Here is an 18,471-nt window from a genome sequence, read left to right on the forward strand (position 1 = left end):
GCTCACCCTCCCCCGGTCTCATCGCCACCATCACGTGGTACCTGCGCTGGGTCCCCGGCCACCAGCACCCGCAACCCCTCCTCGAGCCCTGCACCTTCGACGACCGCGATTCCCTGCCCCGAGCCGGCCACCACCACCTCAACCTGCCCGTCCTCGGTCACCACGAACGCGCTGCCATCCGCGCGGGTCCGTACCGCTGCCGCCGGGACGCTCAACCCCTCCACCCGGGGCACCACCACGACCTCAGAGCGCACCGTCACCTGCTCATCCCCCGGCAGCGCCCCGCAGTCTTCTCCGCAGACCGGCCCACCGCCCGGAGCGGTCAGCTCGAACACCGTCGACCCCGACTCGTCCACACTCGACCCGGCGATCACCCCCGTCCACTGCTGGTCCTGAAAGCTCATCTCCACCGTCGCCTCGGCCGGGATCAACCGGGCCTGCTCGGCGGTCACCACCAGCACGAAGTCCCGCTCCCCCGTCGGCGCCAGCACCGCATCCTCACCGCCCGACACCTGTGCCCCCACCCTGATCGCCTCACCGACCGTGACCGTGGCCGGCAGCTCCGGCACCGCGACCAGTTCCCCCAGACCCACCACCCCAGACTCCGGCAGTCCCTGCTCCTCCTGCCACGCCTCTACCGCATCCTCAGTCGCCTGACCGAAGTCACCATCGGCCTCACCGTCCAGATGCCCCCCGGCGATGAGCAGCTCCTGCAACGCGACCACGTCCTCACCGCGCACACCCCGGGACAGCTCCCGCCAGAACGGTTCTCCCGCCTGCACGACCCGCACCGGTGTCCGCCCCACCGTGTACACCACACCACCGGAATCCACCCGGCCCGGCGACGTCGAGGTCACCACCCCCGACAACCCGTTCACCGCCACCACCCCCACCGGTTGGCGCACCGTGGTCGACAGCGGCAGCGACCGCCCCACCGACCCCTGGACTACCTCACCCCACACCACCTCACCGGCCGGCGAGCTCGACTCGCCCACCGAGCTGTCCGGCAACGTCGCCCGCGACGCCCACCACCCCGCGCCACCCACCAGCACACACAGCACGACCACCAGGACCACACCCCATGCGCGCCGACCGATGCCCCCATTCCTCACCATCCACGGATCCTCTCACCTCTGGCTTACTCCGAGCGGCTCCAACACGAGCAACGGCCCCACCGAAGCCGTCAACAGACGCCTTGGGCACCTCCGCGGCCTCGCCCTCAAATGTCGCAACCTCGCCCACGAGGTTACAAGCGCTCCCCGTGGCTGGCCGGTTCAGACCACGGCTATGTCTTGCTTTGTCGTAAGCACTCTGGCGGTGTTCACGAGGCTGTCTATGCGGCTGACTGGAGCGGTCCCACGTTTTCCCCTGGATCTCCTTGCGCGAACCCGCTAGCTCGTTCAAGGGTGACCTCTTTGAGACGTCGAACCGCTCCCGCAGCAAGAGCGACTTGCCGCGCTGATCCACTACAAGGAGTCAACTGGAGTCGAGGTGCGAAGTGGCGGCAGACTGGCCTGGTAGCCGTAAGAGCCTACTACTCTTGGTCATAGAACGGAACGGTCATTCATCTCCACGTCACGTCGCAGGTGCCTGTCTGTCAATCATTATGCGCACACGTCGTCCCACCGCCCCGACTAACCTGACTGACTCGAAGCTTGGTCGAGGAGGCGACGGCGTAGCCAGTCTTACCCACACGCCGGGCGCCTCCACTGAGCAAGGCAGATAAGACGCGCCAAGATCAATGAACCCGCCACGAAATTAAACCAGCGTATTAACGGCAGCAATGGCTAGATTCGAACGTGCGCGAGATCCACCTAGTTCTCGAACACTTGCTCCAGAGGCGGCTGAGGGCACGTCTCCAACGCTTCCATTACGCCATCCTGTCCAAGACCGGTATACGGATCCCACGGCGGCGATCCACCTCCACCAAGGCTGGCCAAGTACGTTTCAACGTACACCTCAGAGCTTGGAGGTTCGGTGGTGTCAAAACCATTCTCACGTAGGCAGTCGACGACTCCCAACTGCAGCTCGTAGTATTCTGAAAGCTCCCCTCGTGTTGGCGGCGGCGGCATTGGCGGATGCCCCCCAACGACTCCATCACACGTTTCGAACGCGCTTTGAGCTGCGTTAGCAATTTGGTCTGTATCTCTCCCAGCGGGCTCAATACCGTCTCCCGTTTCCATTACTCGCATCGGCACGCCCTGTTCGGTCATGCACTTCGCCATATCGGTGTAGTAAATGCGAAGACTGCCCGCGAACTCTGCGTAAGCATGCTCGTTGGAGAGATTCTCATCTTGCTGCGTGCAACCCCCGAGTGCAAGCGCAATTACAACCGCTGAGAACCGAAGAGCGCGCCTTTTTTCAAGCATCTTCTCGGCACTGGCAGACGCGCGGTCTGATCCAACCCTCAGACACTGCGGCAAGTTCCATAGGTGTTCGTTTCGTTGACAAGAGAATAATACTGTTCGTTCACCTCAACTTTCCAGGTACCACCAGGTCCATAATACCCTCTGGTCGTCCAGCCGGTAGAGGAATAGAAACGGTAGGTTCCCCCAGGAGACTTGTGCCCGATCTGGCCATAGGTGTTGCCTATAGAATACGGAACGCGAGGACTGCAGTAACTTGCGGTGGTTGTGCCGTGCTCGCTCTTGCTCAAAGTATCCGCTTGGGCAGGTGTCGCCAAGACGGATAGACCCAACAGTAATGCAGCTGCGGACGTAGCAGTCGCGGCGGTTCGAGTGAATCGGTTGTTTCTAATCATGTGCTATTGAAGACACGATAGGCTTGCGACGTCAAGGAGTCGCCGGTTGATTTGACCGAATCTTTACCGGCTCTTCACAGATGAGGGTGTAGAGGGGGCGGGCGCGTCGGTCCGGGGGCGGTAGGTGTCGAGGTCTTTCGATGATGGAGGTTCCTAATCTCGATGCGGCCAGCGGACCGGTCGGCGTTGCGGTAGGCGGTAATCATCCGTCGGTAGACGCCCCAGGTGACCTCGACCTGCACGTGCTGCTCGTTCGCGAACAGTTTGTCGAGGCGCTGCTGCTGGCGGTCGACAAGCAGTTCGGCGCCGGCGTGCAGCGTCCGCCCCGCGGAGTACAGCGGGTCGCCCTTGCGGCCGCGGTGACCGTGCAGGTCCTGCTGGACCCGGCGACGGCCCTCATTCCAGGCCCCGCCGGCCAGGCGGACCACGTGGAAGGGATCCATCAACGACACCGCGCCGGGTAGCTCTTCGGTGGTGGCGGTCTCAAGCCCGGCGAAGCCGTCCATCGCGACGACTTCGATGCCGTCGCGCCAAGCCTGGTCTCGTTCGGCGAGCCAGTCGCCGAACACCTTCTTGGAGCGTCCGTCGAGCATCGCGAGCAGCCGGGAGGGGCCGGTGCCGTCGCGGACCGGGGCGAGGACGATCATCACGTTGGCGTACTTGTCTGTGCCGCCACACTTGCTCGTCAACCCGACGGCGCGGTGGTGGTCTCCGAGGCTGGCGTGCACGAGGCAAGGAACGCAGGGACGATCGCGATCCCGGTGATCTTGACCACCAAGCGTGACCCGGCGGCGGTCCCCACACCACCTGTAGGAATCTTCCGCCAGCTCATTCACCGATCCTGTCACAGACCAGCACTGGCCTCGTGTCGATTATCCGAGGGGTTCATTCTGCGGGCACCGTTCCTCCACCTCGGACCACTCGACGTCACTTGACGCGATCTGGTCGTAAACCTGGGCCCCGGGAACCCAGCCCATACCCTGTCCGGCCAGGAAGGTCTCCAACGACGGGGGCGTGCTGACCGTGAAACCGAACTCCGCCACGCACGGCACGTACTCCTCGACGAGATACTCGTAGTGGGCTGTGAGGGAATCTTCCACGGGCACGTTGGCGTATTCTGGGGCTACCGGATACTGCGCATCACAGATGTACTGATCAAGGTTGAGAGCGTCCTGCTGCTCGACCGGGACCTCGCGGATGGTGATGCCGCCGTCCTCGATGTCCACGGGCCAGCCTCGCTCCTGCAGACACTCACCAATCAGCCGCAGCCCGTCACCCCCGGGTATCGTTTCGCGGACCACCTCCACAGGAGGGGGGTCTTCGATCCCGTACATCACCGCCAGCTCGGCCAAGAACTCCTCCCGCGTCGAGCCGCCCACCGTCGTGGCGACCTCGTCGTTACCAGCCTCAGATGGTAGGTCGACATTCACGCTAGGACTATCGGGGGTGCACGCTCCAAGAAGGACGAGAAGGGCCGTCCCAGCACTCATGGATAGAGCCGACGCCAGTTTCGATCTTCCTAGAGACCGGGAAATGGTCGTTGGTGTTGATGTCCCCATAGTTTCCGACGATACCCCGGCCAGTGCTCATATGCTTCGACGGAGTGGCGCTGGCCTAGAGCGCGCGGCCAGGCCACTGCGACACGGGCACGTTTTGACCGCCCGCGACTGAGTCGCAGTCATTGTCGCTCAGGTTGCTCTCGACGGTCCGCGGGTGGGCACCAGCACGTGTTTCACTTGCGGGGCGATGCCACACCTGCGGGCAGGCTGATGTCGCGGCTGAGCCGATCGGTGAGGGCCCGGTCGCGCTCGGCGGTGGCGTGCTGGTAGCGCAGGGCGACGGTGACGTCGGTGTGGCCACCGCGGTGGAGCAGCTCGGCGAGGGTGGCGCCCTGCTCGGCGTACTTGCTCAGGCCGGTGTGCCGCAGGTTGTGAAAGCGGAACCCGGGCCGACCGGCTGCTTCACGGGCCGCTCGCCACGCCTTGTCGAGGGCAGTCTGCGAGACCCGGGCGCCGCGGGACCCTGCCAGGACCGGCGCGGTGTGGCCGGCGGGGGTGTAGGTGTCGAGGTGTTCGCGCAGGGCGGGCAGCAGCGCCGCTGGGAGTGCCACCGATCGGACGCTGTCCGCCTTGGGAGGTGTCAGGGCGTTGGCCTTGACGTTCCACTGCCGGCGGACGTGGAGGACGGCTCGCTGCGGGTTGTCCAGGTGCTCGAGGTCGCGGCGCTGCAGCCCGAGCAGCTCCCCGATCCGCAGAGCGCACCATGCGGCCAGGGGGAGGGCGATCTGCAGATGCGGGGGCATAGCCTCGGTCATGGCTCGCACCTGCTCCGGTGAGGCGACGTCCCCGTCGTCGTCCTCGGGGCGGACCCGGCGGTGCTTGGCCGCGGCTGGAAAGTCGAAGCGCTCCAGTCCCCCGGCTCTCGCCTTGACCGCCGCGTTGAGCATCGAGCGCAGGACGATCACCGTGTTGGGTGCGACGCCGTTGACCCGGGCCCCGGGGTGGCGTCGCGACGGTCGGCGGGCCAGCGCAGCCAGGTGCTCGGTGACCTGTTCGGTCGTCAGGTCGACGAGCCTGACCTCACCCAGCTCGGGCAGCACGTGGTTCTTGAGCACCGAGCGGTAGGAGACCACCGTGGCCGGGGAGCGGCGGGGGTCCGCCTCGAGAGCCGCCAGCCACGTCTGCGCCCACTCCCCCAGTGTCAGGGCCTCCGTCTGGACCCGTACCGCCTGTGACTGCTGCTCCGCGCGACGCTGGGCCGGGGGCACGAACGTGCCTCGGGCCGCGTCGGCCTTGGCGATGTGCAAGGCCGCCTTGGCATCCGTGAGGGTCTCGAACATGCCGAGGGAGTGGGTGCGACCCTCGACGTCGACCCGCACGCGGTAACGGCCGCGGTACTGCGTGATGCCCCGTGGAAGCCTCGAGCTCGTCGCCACGTGGATGCTCCTCCCGACAGGGGAAGCGTACCGCTAAGTTACCGATGTTTGTGCAGAACAACGAACCCAACCCTTGTGACAGCTGTGTGACAGTTTTTTGGGCGTTTCGTGTCTCGACATGGCCATCTGCGTCCCCCAGCACAAAGCCCCCAGATCCGCGTCCTTATGCGGAATCTGGGGGCTGAGGTGCGACAAGCCGCACAGCGTGAGACACGTGGGTGGAGGTGGCGGGAATCGAACCCGCGTCCGTTACCGGGAAATCAGGGCTTCTCCGGGTGCAGTGCGCTGTGGATTTTCTCGGCCCCAGGGCTCGCGCGCACACGTTCCCTGACAGGCCCAGTCGAGTAGAAGTCCCACGTGATCCCTCGACATGATCACGCAGCAAGTCACCTAGCTGATGCCAGGCACTGAGTCGGTGACGCGCTCAGGCTGACAGACTTCGGGCTCGCTCAGGCGGCGAGGGCGAAGTCGCTGCGCTTGGAATTGGCAGCTATTGGTTTCGCAAGGGGCGTTGACGAGATGACCTTGCATCCTCGACCCGCTTCCCCTGAAGTGCCGTGCAACGTCGAAACCGATCACCCCCATGGGGGTGTCTCACGCTGTGCAGTTGTCAACCAACCCGGGCACGCCCGGGCGACCCGATCGAGTCTACGCGGTCCAACGGCCCGACCACCACGGAGATTCCCGATCCACGTGAGAGGCTGCCGTGCATGAGCTTCCCGGGAGCACCGGTCGATGAAGGACACCGCCAGGCGCTGCGACCGCTGGCCGTGGTCGTCGCGGCCATGGCGGGCGGGCTCGTCATGCTCGCCGTGGTCCTGGTGCTCGTCGGGGCCCGCCTGGAGACCCCCGACACCTGGCAGCTGGTCGTGGTGGGTCTGGCGACGCTGGGCTCCTGGGGACTGGCCCTGGCCGCCCCGCTCCCCCGGCCGAGCGGTCCACCCACCCCCGCTCAGGTGCAGACGTCCGTGGTGCTGCGCGCCGCGATCCTGGAGGCGCCTGCGATGATCGGGCTCGTCCTGGCCTTCGTCAGCCAGCCCCTCAACCTGCTGGTCTACCTGCTTCCCGCGCTCTTCTCCCTGGGCGGGCTGTGGCTGTTCGCCCGCCCGTCCGTGGTGGCCCGTCGCCTCAGCCGTGCTTCTTGAGGTGCGCTGACATCGCCCGCTCCGCCTCGCGCCGGTCCTGACGCTCGCGCAGGGTCTGGCGCTTGTCGTGCAGCTTCTTCCCCTTGGCGAGGGCGATCTCGACCTTGGCCCGCCCGTCGACGAAGTAGAGCGAGAGCGGCACGATGGTGTGCCCGGCCTGCTCGGCCTTGGCCACCAGCTTGTCGATCTGCTCGCGGTGCAGCAGGAGCTTGCGCCGCCGTCGCGCCGCGTGGTTGGTCCACGTCCCCTGGGTGTACTCCGGGATGTGCACCCCCTCCAGCCACAGCTCACCCTGGTACTGCGTGGCGTACCCGTCGACGAGGCTGGCCCGCCCCATCCGCAACGACTTCACCTCGGTGCCGGTCAGCACGAGGCCGGCCTCGACGGTGTCCTCGATGAGGTACTCGTGTCGGGCCTTCTTGTTGCTGGCGATCAGCTTGCGTCCGGTCTCCTTGGGCATGGCCGGTCAAGTGTAGGCGACCGGAGCCCGGCGTTCACCAGGGTTCTCGGCCGGACCGGGCTCAGAGCCAGGTGCGCGGGTTGACCGGGGTGCCGTTCTCCCGGGTCTCGAAGTGCAGGTGGCAGCCCGTGGACGCCCCGGTGCTGCCGACATACCCCAGGAGTTGACCGCGGCTCACCGCCTGACCGGCCGAGACCACCGCGGCGCTCTGCATGTGCAGGTAGCTCGTCGTGAGGTTCACCCCGCGCAGGACGCCGTGGTCGATGATGACCATGTTCCCCCCGCCGGCGTCGAAGCCGGAGCTGTAGACCACGCCGTCGGCGGCTGCGGTCACCGGGGTCCCGCAGCCCGGCCCGAAGTCGATCCCGGCGTGCAGCCGCCAGGTCTGGAAGACCGGGTGGAAGCGGTTGCCGAACTCGCTGGTGATCGGCCCCGCGGACGGGGCCGACAGGATGCCGCTGGACGCCGCCGCGGCCGCCTGACGCTCCTCCTCCGCCTGACGCGAGGCCCGCTCCTCCGCGGCCTGGCGCTCGGCCGCCTCCCGGGCTGCTGCTTCCTGCGCCGCCTGGGCGGCCGCGGCCGCCTCCGCCTCGGCCGCCTCGGCCCGGCGTGCCGCCTCGGCGGCAGCAGCCTCGTCGCGCAGCCGCTGCGCCTCGGCCTCGGCCTCGCGCTGGCGCTGGGCCTCCCGCTCGGCGGCGCGTTGACGCGCGGCCTCCTCCTCCGCCGCCCGCTTCGCCGCAGCCTCCGCGGCCGCCTGCCGACGAGCCTCCTCCTCGGCCTTGCGTCGAGCCTCCTCCTCGGCCTTGCGCCGGGCCTCCTCGATGCGCTCCAGCTCGGCCTGCTCCTGCTGCTCGAGCCCGTCCTTGGTCCTCGCGAGCTCGGCCAGCTCGTCCTCGAGGGCCTCCGAACGCTCCTGCTCGGCCGCCAACGACTCCTCGACCTTGGCCTTCTCGGTCTCCAGGTCGGCCTTGGCCTGCTCCTGCTCGGCCTCCCGCTGCTCGAGCGCGGCCTTGGCGGCGTCCGCCGTGGCGCGCGCCTGCTCCTTGGCGACGACGTTGGCCTCGGCCTTGGCGAGCAGGTAGGCGATGTCGGAGCGCACCCCGGCCAGCCGGTCCTGCTCGGCGACCTGCTCGGCCTCCTGCGTCGCCAGCTGCCGGATCTGCTGGTCCTGGACCCGCAGCACCGTCCGTGCCATCGACATCTGGTCCACGGCGTCCGCCTCGCCGGACAGGAGGTCCAGGGTGGTCGCGAGCGAGCCCATACCGCCCTGCTTGTAGCTCTGCCGCGCGATCGCCCCGACCGTCGCCGACGTGTCCGCCCGGTCGTCCGCGACCTGCTCCAGCGAGTCCTCGATCTGCGCCTCGTTCTCCCGCGCCAGGGCCAGCTCGCCCTCGATCCGGGCCGTCTCGGCCTCCGCGTCGGCGAGGTCGAGCTCGGCCTCCTCCAGCACGATGCGTGCCTCGTCGACCTGGGCGGTGATCTCCTGCAGCCGCTGGTCGGCAGCGACCAGCTCGGCGCTGGTGTGCTCCAGCTCCTCGCCGAGCTCGTGCACCTGCTCGGCCGAGCTCTCCCGGTCGGCGCTCGCGCGCTGCCGCTCGTCCTCGACGCTGCTCAGCCGGTCACGGATGTCGTCCAGCTCGCCGGAGGCCAGCGCGGGGGTGGCCACGCCGATCGCGCCGACGAGGGCCAGGGCCAAGGCTCGGCGCACGCGCGGCCGGTATGCCGCCACGCGCCGGGCCGGCGTCGCGCCGTCTCGCCCGGGGCCGGGTCGGGGGGTTCTCACCATGGTGTCTTCTCCTTCTCAGACCCTGACGTGGCGCCGCAGCGCGGTCCAGGCGGTCACGACGGCGAGCAGCACTGCCCCACCGACGAGGAACGGGGTGATCAGCCACAGGTCGCGCTCGCCGACCAGGCTGACGAGGCCGCTCTCCCCCGCGAGCAGCTCGGACAGGAAACCGCTGATCCCGAAGCGCACGGTCGCCCAGAGCAGGGCCACCGCCAGCGCGGCGCCGAGCAGGGCGGCCACGACGGTCTCGAGGATGAACGGCAGCCGGATGGAGAAGGCCGAGGCCCCCACCATCCGTTGGATCGCGGTCTCCTTGCGGCGGGTCCAGGCGGTGAGCCGGATCGTCGTGGAGATGAGCAGGACCGCGCACACGACCATCGCCACCGCGAGCGCGAGCGCGCCCCAGCTGAGGGCGCCGAGGAAGGCGAAGAGCCGGTCGACGACCTCGCGCTGGTCCTCGACGCTGTCGACGCCGGGTGCCTGCTCGAAGGCGGCGCGGATGACGTCGTACTGCGACGGGTCGGACAGGTTGACCCGGAACGAGGCCGGGATGGACTCCTGGGGCACCGACTCCAGCGCCGAGGAGTTGCGGAACTGCTCGGTGAACCGCTCGTACGCCTCCGCGTTCGACTCGTAGAAGTACTCGGTGACCAGCGGCTCGAGGCCCTGCAGGTCGCTCTCGATCTGGTCCCGCTGCTCCGGCGTCACCGCACCGGCCGTGCAGCCGGGGGCGTCCGTGGAGTCCGGGGTGCACAGGAAGATCGAGACCTGGACCCGGTCGTACCACTCACCCTTGGCGGTGCTGACCTGGGCCTGGGCGAGCAGGCCGACACCGAGGAAGAAGAGCGAGACCATCGTCACCAGCACGACGGAGACGAACATGGAGAAGTTGCGGCGCAGCCCGTTGCCGACCTCGCCGAGGAGGAAGCCGGGCCTCACGGGAGCGCCACCTGGCGGTAGCCGCCCTCGGCCTGGTCGCGGACGACCTGGCCGTCCTGCAGCTGGACGACCCGCTTGCGGAAGTGGTCGACGATCGTCGTGTCGTGGGTGGCCATGAGCACGGTCGTCCCGGCCCGGTTGATCCGGTCCAGGATGGCGACGATCTCCTCGCTGGTGTCCGGGTCCAGGTTGCCGGTGGGTTCGTCGGCGAGCAGGATCGGCGGCTTGTTGACCATCGCCCGGGCGATGGCGACCCGCTGCTGCTCGCCGCCGGAGAGCTCGTGCGGCAGCCTCCTGCCCTTGCCCTGCAGCCCCACGAGGTCGAGGGTCTCCGGCACCCGCTGGCGGATCTCGTGCCGGCTCGCGCCGAGGACCTGCAGCACGTAGGCGACGTTCTGGTGGACGGTCTTGCCCGAGAGCAGGCGGAAGTCCTGGAAGACGGTGCCGATCTGACGGCGCAGCAGGTGCACCCTGCGGGGGGCCAGCTCGCCGAGGTCGTGGCCGGCGACGAGGACACGCCCCCGGCTGGGCCGCTGCTCCAGGATGACCAGCCGCAGCAGGGAGGACTTGCCCGACCCGGACTCCCCCACGACGAAGCAGAACTCGCCCCGCCGCACGTCCAGGTCGACCTCGTCCAGCGCCCAGGGGTCAGCCTTGGCGTAGCGCAGGCTGACGCGCTCCATGGTGATCATCCGGGCGGGACTCCAGAGGTGTGTGGGACGACTGTGACGTGTGGGTGAGGAGTTTCGACCGCGACACACGGTAGCCGACGGGTGCCTGGGGTCAAGGGCTCCCACGCCGGGCGCACGCCGATCCCGGGGACCGGGCGAACTCTGCGTGACATCTGGGGTGTCGCACGCGGGTCGGGGAGCGTCTGTCGGCCCCACGGGCTACGGTCGTGGAGCCGTCACAGCGGCACACGCCCACCGTCCCTTGCCCATTGGAGTGCACCACATGCAGAACGTCCCCAGGCGCGCCGTGGCCGCCGCGTCGACGGCAGCCCTGGCCGTCACCGGCCTCGTCGCCCTCTCCCCCGCGGTCCAGGCCGCCGGCCCCGGCCTCGTCGTCAACGAGGTCTACGGCGGCGGCGGCAACAGCGGCGCGGTCTACACCCACGACTTCGTCGAGCTCGTCAACTCGACCGACGCCCCGGTCGACCTCGACGGGTATGCCGTCTCCTACTACTCCTCGTCCGGCAACCTGGGCAAAGCGTGCCCGTTGTCCGGCACGGTCGAGCCGGGCGCCTCGTACCTCATCCAGCAGAACCCCGGCTCCGGCGGCACCACCCCGCTGCCCGACCCCGACATCGAGTGTGGCGCCTCCATGTCCGGCTCCAACGGCATCGTCGAGCTCAGCCTCGACGGCGAGGTCGTCGACCTCGTCGGCTACGGCTCGGCCACCCGCTTCGAGGGCAGCGGCGCGGCTCCCGGCCTGTCCAACACGACCTCGGCCAGCCGCAGCGACGCGGTCGACACCGACGACAACGCCGCCGACTTCACCCGGGGCGAGCCGACCCCGACCGGGAGCGGTGGGGGCACAGACCCCGAGCCCGAGCCCGACCCGGAGCCGGTCGACGCGACGATCGCGCAGATCCAGGGCACCGGTGCCACCTCTCCCCTGGAGGGCCAGCCGGTGAACACCAGCGGCGTCGTGACCGCGGCCTACCCGACCGGCGGCTTCAACGGCGTCTACCTGCAGACCGCCGGCTCCGGCGGCGCGGCCAAGGCACCGGGCGACGCCTCGGACGGCGTCTTCCTCTACAGCTCCTGGGCGGCCGACAACCTGGAGATCGGCGACTGCGTCGAGGTCGAGGACGGCGAGGTCGTCGAGTACAACGGCCTCACCGAGATCTCCGGCGGCTTCGTCACCGTCGTGGACAGCTGCGAGGCGGTCGTCCCGACCGTGCTGAGCAGCCTCCCGGCGACGGACGCCGAGAAGGAGGTCTACGAGGGCATGCTCGTGCAGCCCGAGGGGACCTACACCATCACCAACAACTACCAGCTCAACCAGTACGGCCAGCTCGGGCTGGCGGTCGGTGACGAACCGCTCTACCAGGCGACCGACCAGGTGCTCCCCGGCCCGGAGGCCGAGGCCTACGAGGCGGCGAACCAGGAGAAGTACATCACCCTGGACGACGGCTCCAGCTGGGACTACATCCGCAACAGCACGGCCCAGGACTCCCCGCTGCCCTACCTGTCGGCGGAGGAGCCGCACCGCACCGGCTCGCAGGTCACCTTCGAGCAGCCGGTCGTCCTGGACTACCGCTTCCAGTGGAACTACCAGCCGGTGGGCCAGGTGGTCGGCTCGGACAGCCCGGTCGACCCGATCAGCAGCGAGAACGACCGGGAGTACGCCGCGCCCGAGGTGGGTGGCAACATCCAGATCGGCGCGTTCAACGTCCTCAACTACTTCTCCGACCTCGGTCAGGACGAGGAGGGCTGCGACTTCTTCGCCGACCGCTTCGGCAACCCGGTCGCGACGGACTTCTGCGAGGTCCGTGGCGCCTGGTCCGAGCAGGCCTTCGCCGACCAGCAGGCCAAGCTGGTGACCGCCATCAACGGCACCGACGCCGAGGTGCTGGCGCTCATGGAGATCGAGAACTCCGCGGCCCTGTCCTACGTCGACCACCCGCGCGACAAGGCGCTGGCCGACCTCGTGGCCGCGCTCAACGCCGAGGCCGGTGAGCAGCGCTGGGCCTACGCCCCGTCCCCGACGGTCACCCCGCCCAACGAGGACGTCATCCGGACCGCGTTCATCTACGACCCGGACCAGGTCCAGCTCCTGGGCCCGTCGATGATCCAGCTGGACGACGCCTTCGCCAACGCCCGCTACCCGCTGGCCCAGAAGTTCAAGGCCACGGGCACCGGCAAGCCGTTCGTCGCGGTCGCCAACCACTTCAAGTCCAAGGGCTCGGGCGAGGACGACGGCACCGGCCAGGGCAACGCCAACCCCTCGCGCATCGCGCAGGCCGAGGCGCTGACCGCCTGGTCGGAGGAGATGTTCGAGGACGAGGCGATCTTCCTCATGGGCGACTTCAACGCCTACAGCCGGGAGGACCCGGTCCGCATCATCGAGGACGCGGGCTACACCAACCTGGCCCGGGCCGACGAGCCGGACTCGATGACCTACCAGTTCAGTGGCCGCCTGGGCTCCCTGGACCACGTCTTCGCCAACGAGAAGGCGCAGCGCCTGGTCACCGGTGCGGGCGTGTGGGACATCAACGCCGACGAGTCGATCGCGTTCCAGTACAGCCGGCGCAACTACAACGTCGTCGACTTCCACAGCGACGACCAGTTCGCCAGCTCCGACCACGACCCCGTCCTGGTCGGTCTCGACACGGGCAACCGGGGCAAGGGCAAGGGCAAGAACTGACCGGCGCACGCCCCTGACGTGAGCGGGCGGCATACCTCATCGCGAGGTATGCCGCCCGTTCCGCGTGCGGGGACCGCTCAGGCGTCCTGGCGGTCGGCGGAGCGCTTCCACCGGATCCCGGCGTCGATGAAGTCGTCGATGTCGCCGTCGAGCACCGCGGCGGTGGACCCGACCTCGTGTCCGGTGCGCAGGTCCTTGACCATCTGGTAAGGGTGCAGGACGTAGGAGCGCATCTGGTCGCCCCAGGACGCCTTGACGTCGCCGGCCATCTCCTTGCGCGCGGCGTCCTCCTCGGCCTTCTTGAGCAGCAGCAGCCGCGACTGGAGCACCCGGAGCGCGGCGGCGCGGTTCTGGATCTGGCTCTTCTCGTTCTGCATCGAGACGACGGTGCCGGTGGGCAGGTGGGTCATCCGGACGGCGGAGTCGGTGGTGTTGACCGACTGGCCCCCGGGCCCGCTGGAGCGGAAGACGTCGATCTTGAGGTCCGCCTCGGGGATCTCGATGGTGTCGGTGCTCTCGATGAGCGGCACCACCTCGACCGCGGCGAAGCTGGTCTGCCGCCGGCCCTGGTTGTCGAAGGGGCTGATGCGGACCAGGCGGTGGGTGCCGGCCTCGACGGCGAGGGTGCCGAAGGCGTAAGGGACCTTCACCTCGAAGGTCGCCGACTTCAGCCCGGCCTCCTCGGCGTAGGAGGTGTCCAGGACAGCGGTCGGGTAGTCGTGCCGCTCGGCCCACCGCAGGTACATCCGCAGGAGCATCTCGGCGAAGTCAGCGGCGTCCACACCGCCGGCACCGGAGCGGATGGTGACGACGGCCTCGCGGATGTCGTACTCCCCGTTGAGCAGGGTGCGGACCTCCAGCAGCTGGACCGCCTTGCGCAGGCCGGCGAGCTCCTTCTCCGCCTCCTGCATCGTCTCGGCGTCGTTCTCCTCGCGACCGAGCTCGACGAGGGCCTCCAGGTCGTCGATCCGCGCGTCCATGCCGGTGATCTTGTCGTGCTCGGCCTTGGCCCGGGAGAGCTTGGAGGTGAGCTTCTGCGCCCGCTCGACGTCGTCCCACAGGTCGGGCGCGCTCGCCTCGGCCTCGAGGTCGGCGATCTGGGCGCCCAGGCGCTCGAGGTCGGTCACCTCCCGCACGGACGCCATGGTCGTGCGGAGCTGCTTGATCTCGGTCTCGAAGTCGACTGCCACGATCCACCAGCCTACGCCAGCGACGGGCCCGTCCCGGCCGGGTGCCGGAGCGGCGCTACTCCCCCGTCTGACCGTCGGCCAGCTCGCGGAGCACGTCCGCGTGCCCGTTGTGCCGCGCGTACTCCTCGACCATGTGGGCGAGCACCCACCGGACCGACACCTCCGCCTGCCCGCCCCAGGCCGGGTGCGTGGCGCCGAGCGGGTCCGCGCCCTCGACGGCCAGCGCCTCGGCGAGCACGGCCCGGGAGCGCTCGACGGACCGGGCCCAGACCTGGCGCAGCGCGTCCGGGTCGTCCTCGGCGGCGCTGGACCACTCCCAGTCCTCGTCCGCCGACCAGTCGACGGTGTCCCACGGGTCGGGCATCGCCGCGCGGGAGACCACCTGGGTGAACCAGTGGTCCTCCACCCACGCCAGGTGCTTGAGCAGGCCGCCCAGCGTCATGCCGCTGGGGTGGCCGGGCAGGCGCAGGCGCAGCCCGTCGGCCGCCAGGTCGCGCGTCTTCCACTCCAGCGTGGCGCGCTGGTAGTCGAGGAACCCGGCCAGGGTCGCCGCCTCCCCCGCCGCCAGCGGGGGCTCGGGGCGGCCGACGTCGTCGATGGTGATCTCGCTCATGACCGGCACCCTAGGGCCGCTCGCGGACAGGGGGCGACCGCTGTGCGGCCCGAGGTATGCCTGTGCCCGGCTCAGTGGCGCGCCGGCTCCTCCTGGAGGTGCAGGTCGGAGTCCTGGAGCGACTTCGGGACCATCGAGACCGCGGCGAAGGAGATGATCGCCAGCACCGCGATGTAGACGCCGATGCTCCACGACTGGCCGGTGCGCTGCAGCAGCAGCTCGGCGATGAGCGGGGCGAAGGCGCCGCCGACGATCGAGCCCAGGGCATACCCGATGGAGACGCCCGAGTAGCGCACCCGGGCCGGGAACATCTCGGCGTAGAGCGCCGACTGCGGGCCGTAGGACGGTCCGAGACCCAGCGTCAGCACGAGGATCGCGAGGGTGAACAGCGGCAGCGAGGCGGTGTCGAGCAGGAACCACATGGGGATCGCCCAGAGGATGATGATGCCGTAGCCGATCTGGAAGGTCAGGACGCGGCCGATCCGGTCGGAGATGTGGCCGCCGTAGAGCGTGAAGACCAACCAGCCGACACCGCCGATGAGGGAGGCGACGAGGGTCTCGGTGCGCTCCATGCCGAGCGCGTTGACGCCGTAGCCGTTGAAGTAGGCGATGACGAGGTAGCCGGCGGCGTTGTTGGCGGCGAAGATCAGCGCGGCGAGCAGGACGTTCTTGCGGTGGTGGCGGAACAGCTCGCCGAGCGGCGCCGACTCCTTCTGCCGCAGCCGCGCCATCTCGGCGAACACCGGTGACTCCTCGACGGCGCGCCGGATCCAGTAGCCGACACCGATGAGCAGGATCGAGAAGAGGAACGGGATGCGCCAGCCCCAGGTGAGGAACTGCTCGTCGGTCATGAACGTGCTCAGCCCGAACATGAACAGCGTCGCCAGGATCATCCCGATCGGCACCCCGATCTGGGGGTAGGCGCCGAACAGCCCGCGCCGGCCCCGGGGGGCGTGCTCGACGGACATGAGCGCGGCGCCGCCCCACTCACCGCCGGCGGAGAAGCCCTGCAGGAGCCGCATGAGGATGAGCAGGACCGGAGCCGCGACGCCGATCTGGGCGTAGGTCGGGAGCAGGCCGATGATCGCGGTGGCGCCGCCCATGCCCACCAGCGTGAAGACGAGGACGACCTTGCGCCCGAAGCGGTCACCGAGGTGGCCGGCGACGACCGCACCGAGCGGGCGCACCAGGAAGCTGATGCCCAACGAGGCCCAGGCCGCGAGCTGCGCCCCGCCCTCGCCCATGGGGGCGAAGAAGAGCTGCCCGAGGACCAGCGCGGCGGCCTGCGCGTAGATGAAGAAGTCGTACCACTCGATGGTGGTGCCGACCAGGGTGCCGGCCAGCACCTTGCGCTCCTCCCGGCTGCGCTCGGTCTGCCTGCTGCTGACTCCGGTCATCGTCGACCCCTTCCAGACGTGCACGCCCGGAAGCGACCCCCCTGGGTACGGGCCGACGCGGCGGTGCGGTGACCGCATCATAAGCACCGCCGCCCGGCCGCGGCGGCCGGGACGCGTCAGGCGGTGTGCCGCAGCCGCAGACCCGCGGCCACCTGCTCCTGCAGGTAGTCCAGCGCCTCCAGGGCCGACCAGCCCTCGGGGTGCCGCTCGATGAGCGCGGTGGCACCGGCGAGGTCCTGGCCCAGGGTCACGAGGGTGTCCTCGGCATACCCGTCCTTGCGCTCCTGGCCGAGCCCGATGTTGGCCATGAGCCCGTTGCACAGGCACTTGCGCCCGACGGTGTCGGCCTCCTCGCCGCCCTTCTTGAGGTACATGTGGACCGGCTCGGAGGCGCAGCGGTAGCCGACCTCGCCGTCCTCACGCTCGTAGGGCTGGCGCAGGTAGGACAGGTCGCACAGCCGCGGCCGCGCCTCGTAGACCTCGACCTGGCTGGCGGTGCCCTCCAGGGTGGCCACCTTGAAGGGGAACCCGGTCGGGCTGGCGCGGGGGTCGTTGCGCACGGCGAGCTCCCCGGTGCGCAGCCGGCCGAGCAGCTGCTCCCGGGGGGTGTCGGCCAGGCCCGAGTCGTGGGAGAGGGCGAAGAGCGTGCCCACCTGCACCCCGACGGCGCCGGCGGCGAGCGCCTCGGCGACCTTGTCGGGGGTGGAGTAGGCACCGGCCATCCAGAACGGCAGCCCGATCTGGGTCATCTTGGCCAGGTCGGCCTCGTCGCGGGCGCCGTAGACCGGCTCCCCCGCGTCGTCCAGCTGCATCTTGCCCCGCGGGGGCGCGGAGTGCCCACCGGCCGGGGGGCGCTCGACGACGAAGCCGTCGGGGCGGATCTCCGGGTCGCGGTTGAGGTAGTTGGCGAGCTGGTCGACCGAGATGATCGCCAGGAAGTCCGGCTTGCTCACCGACGGCAGGTCCTCGCCGAGCAGGTCGGCCGGGTCCACGGTCACGTGCCGGCGCAGGGACCCCCCGGCGACGTCGGCAGAGATGCTGCCCGGCTCGCCCGCGGCCAGCGAGCGCAGCAGCTGCGGGATCTCCCGGGGGATGCCCGCGCCCATGAGGACGTAGTCGACCCCGGCCAGCATGGCGCCGAGGATGGCCGTGGGGTTGGCCATCTGGATCTTCTCCAGGCAGTTGATGCCGACCGCGCCCTCGGTGGAGTGCTCGGAGAGCCCTTCCTTGGCGAGCCACACCTCGGCGAAGTTGCCGACGACGCCGAGCTCCTGCCCGGCCCGGGCGGTCTCCAGGGTGAGCTTGGGGATGGGCTTGTAGGAGGCGCCCGGCTCCTTGCCACCCTCGATGAAGTACTTGTCCAGCACCCGCTGCGCCATCGCCTGGCTGGGGAAGGCGGCCATCGCCCGGCGGTAGTGACCCCCGGGGTCGCCGTCCTGCAGCACGCGGCTGATGACGGCGTCCATCGCCGTGCCGGAGACCACGCCGAGGTGGCCGGCGCGCGCCACCTGGCGGGCGAGGCGCCAGCCGGACACGGCGACGCCCATGCCGCCCTGGATGATCGTGGGGCGTGGGCGGTCGGTCTGGGTGGGAAGGTCGATGGGTGTAGCGGGGAGTGCGGCCATCCGAGGGGACACCTCTCTGGTCGGGGAGCAACCTACGCCGACGTAGGTTTCGCTTGCGTAGGTTACGGTATCGTAGGTTCCCACCCCTTGTCAGGCTCGACCGGATCGCCGCAGGTCAGGGCGTGGCGGCCGCCGGGCGAACACCCCCCGGGTGGCCCCGTTCGGCCCGGGTGGCCCCGGTCGTCCCGGACGGCCAGCACGCCCTCCCCCACCGCCTGGTCGCACGACCGGTGCTGGGCCGCCAGCCG

Annotated in this window: 13 protein-coding genes, 1 other RNA gene and 1 pseudogene; 2 read left to right on the plus strand and 13 right to left on the minus strand. The window is 69.4% G+C overall.

Annotated features, from left to right (window positions below):
- Window positions 1-2: 2 nt before the first annotated feature.
- From FHD63_RS16920 to ssrA, 5 genes and pseudogenes are all read right to left on the minus strand, one after another.
- Window positions 3-1,076 (minus strand): peptidoglycan-binding domain-containing protein, encoded by a 1,074-nt coding sequence (locus tag FHD63_RS16920; protein WP_058889712.1) that lies wholly within the window; start codon window positions 1,074-1,076, stop codon window positions 3-5.
- A gap of 1,849 nt (window positions 1,077-2,925) precedes the next feature.
- Window positions 2,926-3,451: pseudogene (locus FHD63_RS09955) on the minus strand (ISL3 family transposase); the annotation flags it as partial.
- Window positions 3,452-3,633: 182 nt separating this feature from the next.
- Window positions 3,634-4,191 carry a hypothetical protein gene (locus tag FHD63_RS09960; RefSeq protein WP_130014293.1) on the minus strand — a complete coding sequence of 186 codons (558 nt, stop codon included), beginning with the start codon at window positions 4,189-4,191 and terminating at the stop codon, window positions 3,634-3,636.
- A gap of 302 nt (window positions 4,192-4,493) precedes the next feature.
- Window positions 4,494-5,696, minus strand: coding sequence for a tyrosine-type recombinase/integrase (locus FHD63_RS09965; protein ID WP_139721926.1), 1,203 nt, complete (start codon window positions 5,694-5,696; stop codon window positions 4,494-4,496).
- A 216-nt stretch (window positions 5,697-5,912) separates the two neighbouring features.
- Window positions 5,913-6,279, minus strand: a transfer-messenger RNA (tmRNA) gene (gene ssrA / locus FHD63_RS09970).
- A gap of 127 nt (window positions 6,280-6,406) precedes the next feature.
- Here ssrA and FHD63_RS15985 point away from each other — a divergent pair.
- A complete protein-coding gene (locus FHD63_RS15985) occupies window positions 6,407-6,841 on the plus strand; it encodes a hypothetical protein (protein ID WP_158296748.1) in 435 nt (144 codons plus the stop codon).
- On the opposite strand, the gene smpB is transcribed toward FHD63_RS15985, so the two are convergent.
- The 4 genes from smpB to ftsE form a co-directional block, all read right to left on the minus strand.
- Window positions 6,825-7,301: an SsrA-binding protein SmpB gene (smpB, locus tag FHD63_RS09980; RefSeq protein ID WP_139721928.1), complete on the minus strand. Its 477-nt coding sequence runs from the start codon at window positions 7,299-7,301 to the stop codon at window positions 6,825-6,827. The two genes, FHD63_RS15985 and smpB, sit on opposite strands and share 17 nt — an antisense overlap.
- Before the next feature lie 61 nt (window positions 7,302-7,362).
- Complete coding sequence (locus FHD63_RS09985; RefSeq protein ID WP_139721929.1) at window positions 7,363-9,087, minus strand: M23 family metallopeptidase; 1,725 nt, start codon at window positions 9,085-9,087, stop codon at window positions 7,363-7,365.
- Window positions 9,088-9,102: 15 nt separating this feature from the next.
- Window positions 9,103-10,026: a permease-like cell division protein FtsX gene (gene ftsX / locus FHD63_RS09990; protein ID WP_139721930.1), complete on the minus strand. Its 924-nt coding sequence runs from the start codon at window positions 10,024-10,026 to the stop codon at window positions 9,103-9,105.
- Entirely contained in the window at window positions 10,023-10,718 is a 696-nt protein-coding gene (ftsE, locus tag FHD63_RS09995) for a cell division ATP-binding protein FtsE (protein ID WP_139721931.1), read from the minus strand. Before ftsE ends, ftsX begins: the two co-directional genes overlap by 4 nt.
- A gap of 262 nt (window positions 10,719-10,980) precedes the next feature.
- On the opposite strand from ftsE, the gene FHD63_RS10000 reads away from it, so the two are divergent.
- On the plus strand, window positions 10,981-13,398 hold the full coding sequence (locus tag FHD63_RS10000; protein WP_139721932.1) for an ExeM/NucH family extracellular endonuclease: 2,418 nt from the start codon (window positions 10,981-10,983) through the stop codon (window positions 13,396-13,398).
- A gap of 77 nt (window positions 13,399-13,475) precedes the next feature.
- Here FHD63_RS10000 and prfB read toward each other — a convergent pair whose 3' ends face one another.
- The 4 genes from prfB to FHD63_RS10020 all read right to left on the minus strand — a co-directional run bounded on the left by prfB (window position 13,476) and on the right by FHD63_RS10020 (window position 18,223).
- On the minus strand, window positions 13,476-14,588 hold the full coding sequence (gene prfB / locus FHD63_RS10005; RefSeq protein WP_139721933.1) for a peptide chain release factor 2: 1,113 nt from the start codon (window positions 14,586-14,588) through the stop codon (window positions 13,476-13,478).
- Window positions 14,589-14,643: 55 nt separating this feature from the next.
- Window positions 14,644-15,201: a DinB family protein gene (locus tag FHD63_RS10010; protein ID WP_139721934.1), complete on the minus strand. Its 558-nt coding sequence runs from the start codon at window positions 15,199-15,201 to the stop codon at window positions 14,644-14,646.
- Between the two features lie 71 nt (window positions 15,202-15,272).
- The gene (locus FHD63_RS10015) at window positions 15,273-16,598 is read right to left on the minus strand and encodes an MFS transporter (protein WP_139721935.1); all 1,326 of its coding nucleotides are present in this window, start codon (window positions 16,596-16,598) and stop codon (window positions 15,273-15,275) included.
- Between the two features lie 116 nt (window positions 16,599-16,714).
- Entirely contained in the window at window positions 16,715-18,223 is a 1,509-nt protein-coding gene (locus FHD63_RS10020; protein ID WP_139721936.1) for a beta/alpha barrel domain-containing protein, read from the minus strand.
- Between the last annotated feature and the right edge of the window lie 248 nt (window positions 18,224-18,471).

Source organism: Serinicoccus chungangensis, assembly GCF_006337125.1.
GTDB lineage: Bacteria > Actinomycetota > Actinomycetes > Actinomycetales > Dermatophilaceae > Ornithinicoccus > Ornithinicoccus chungangensis.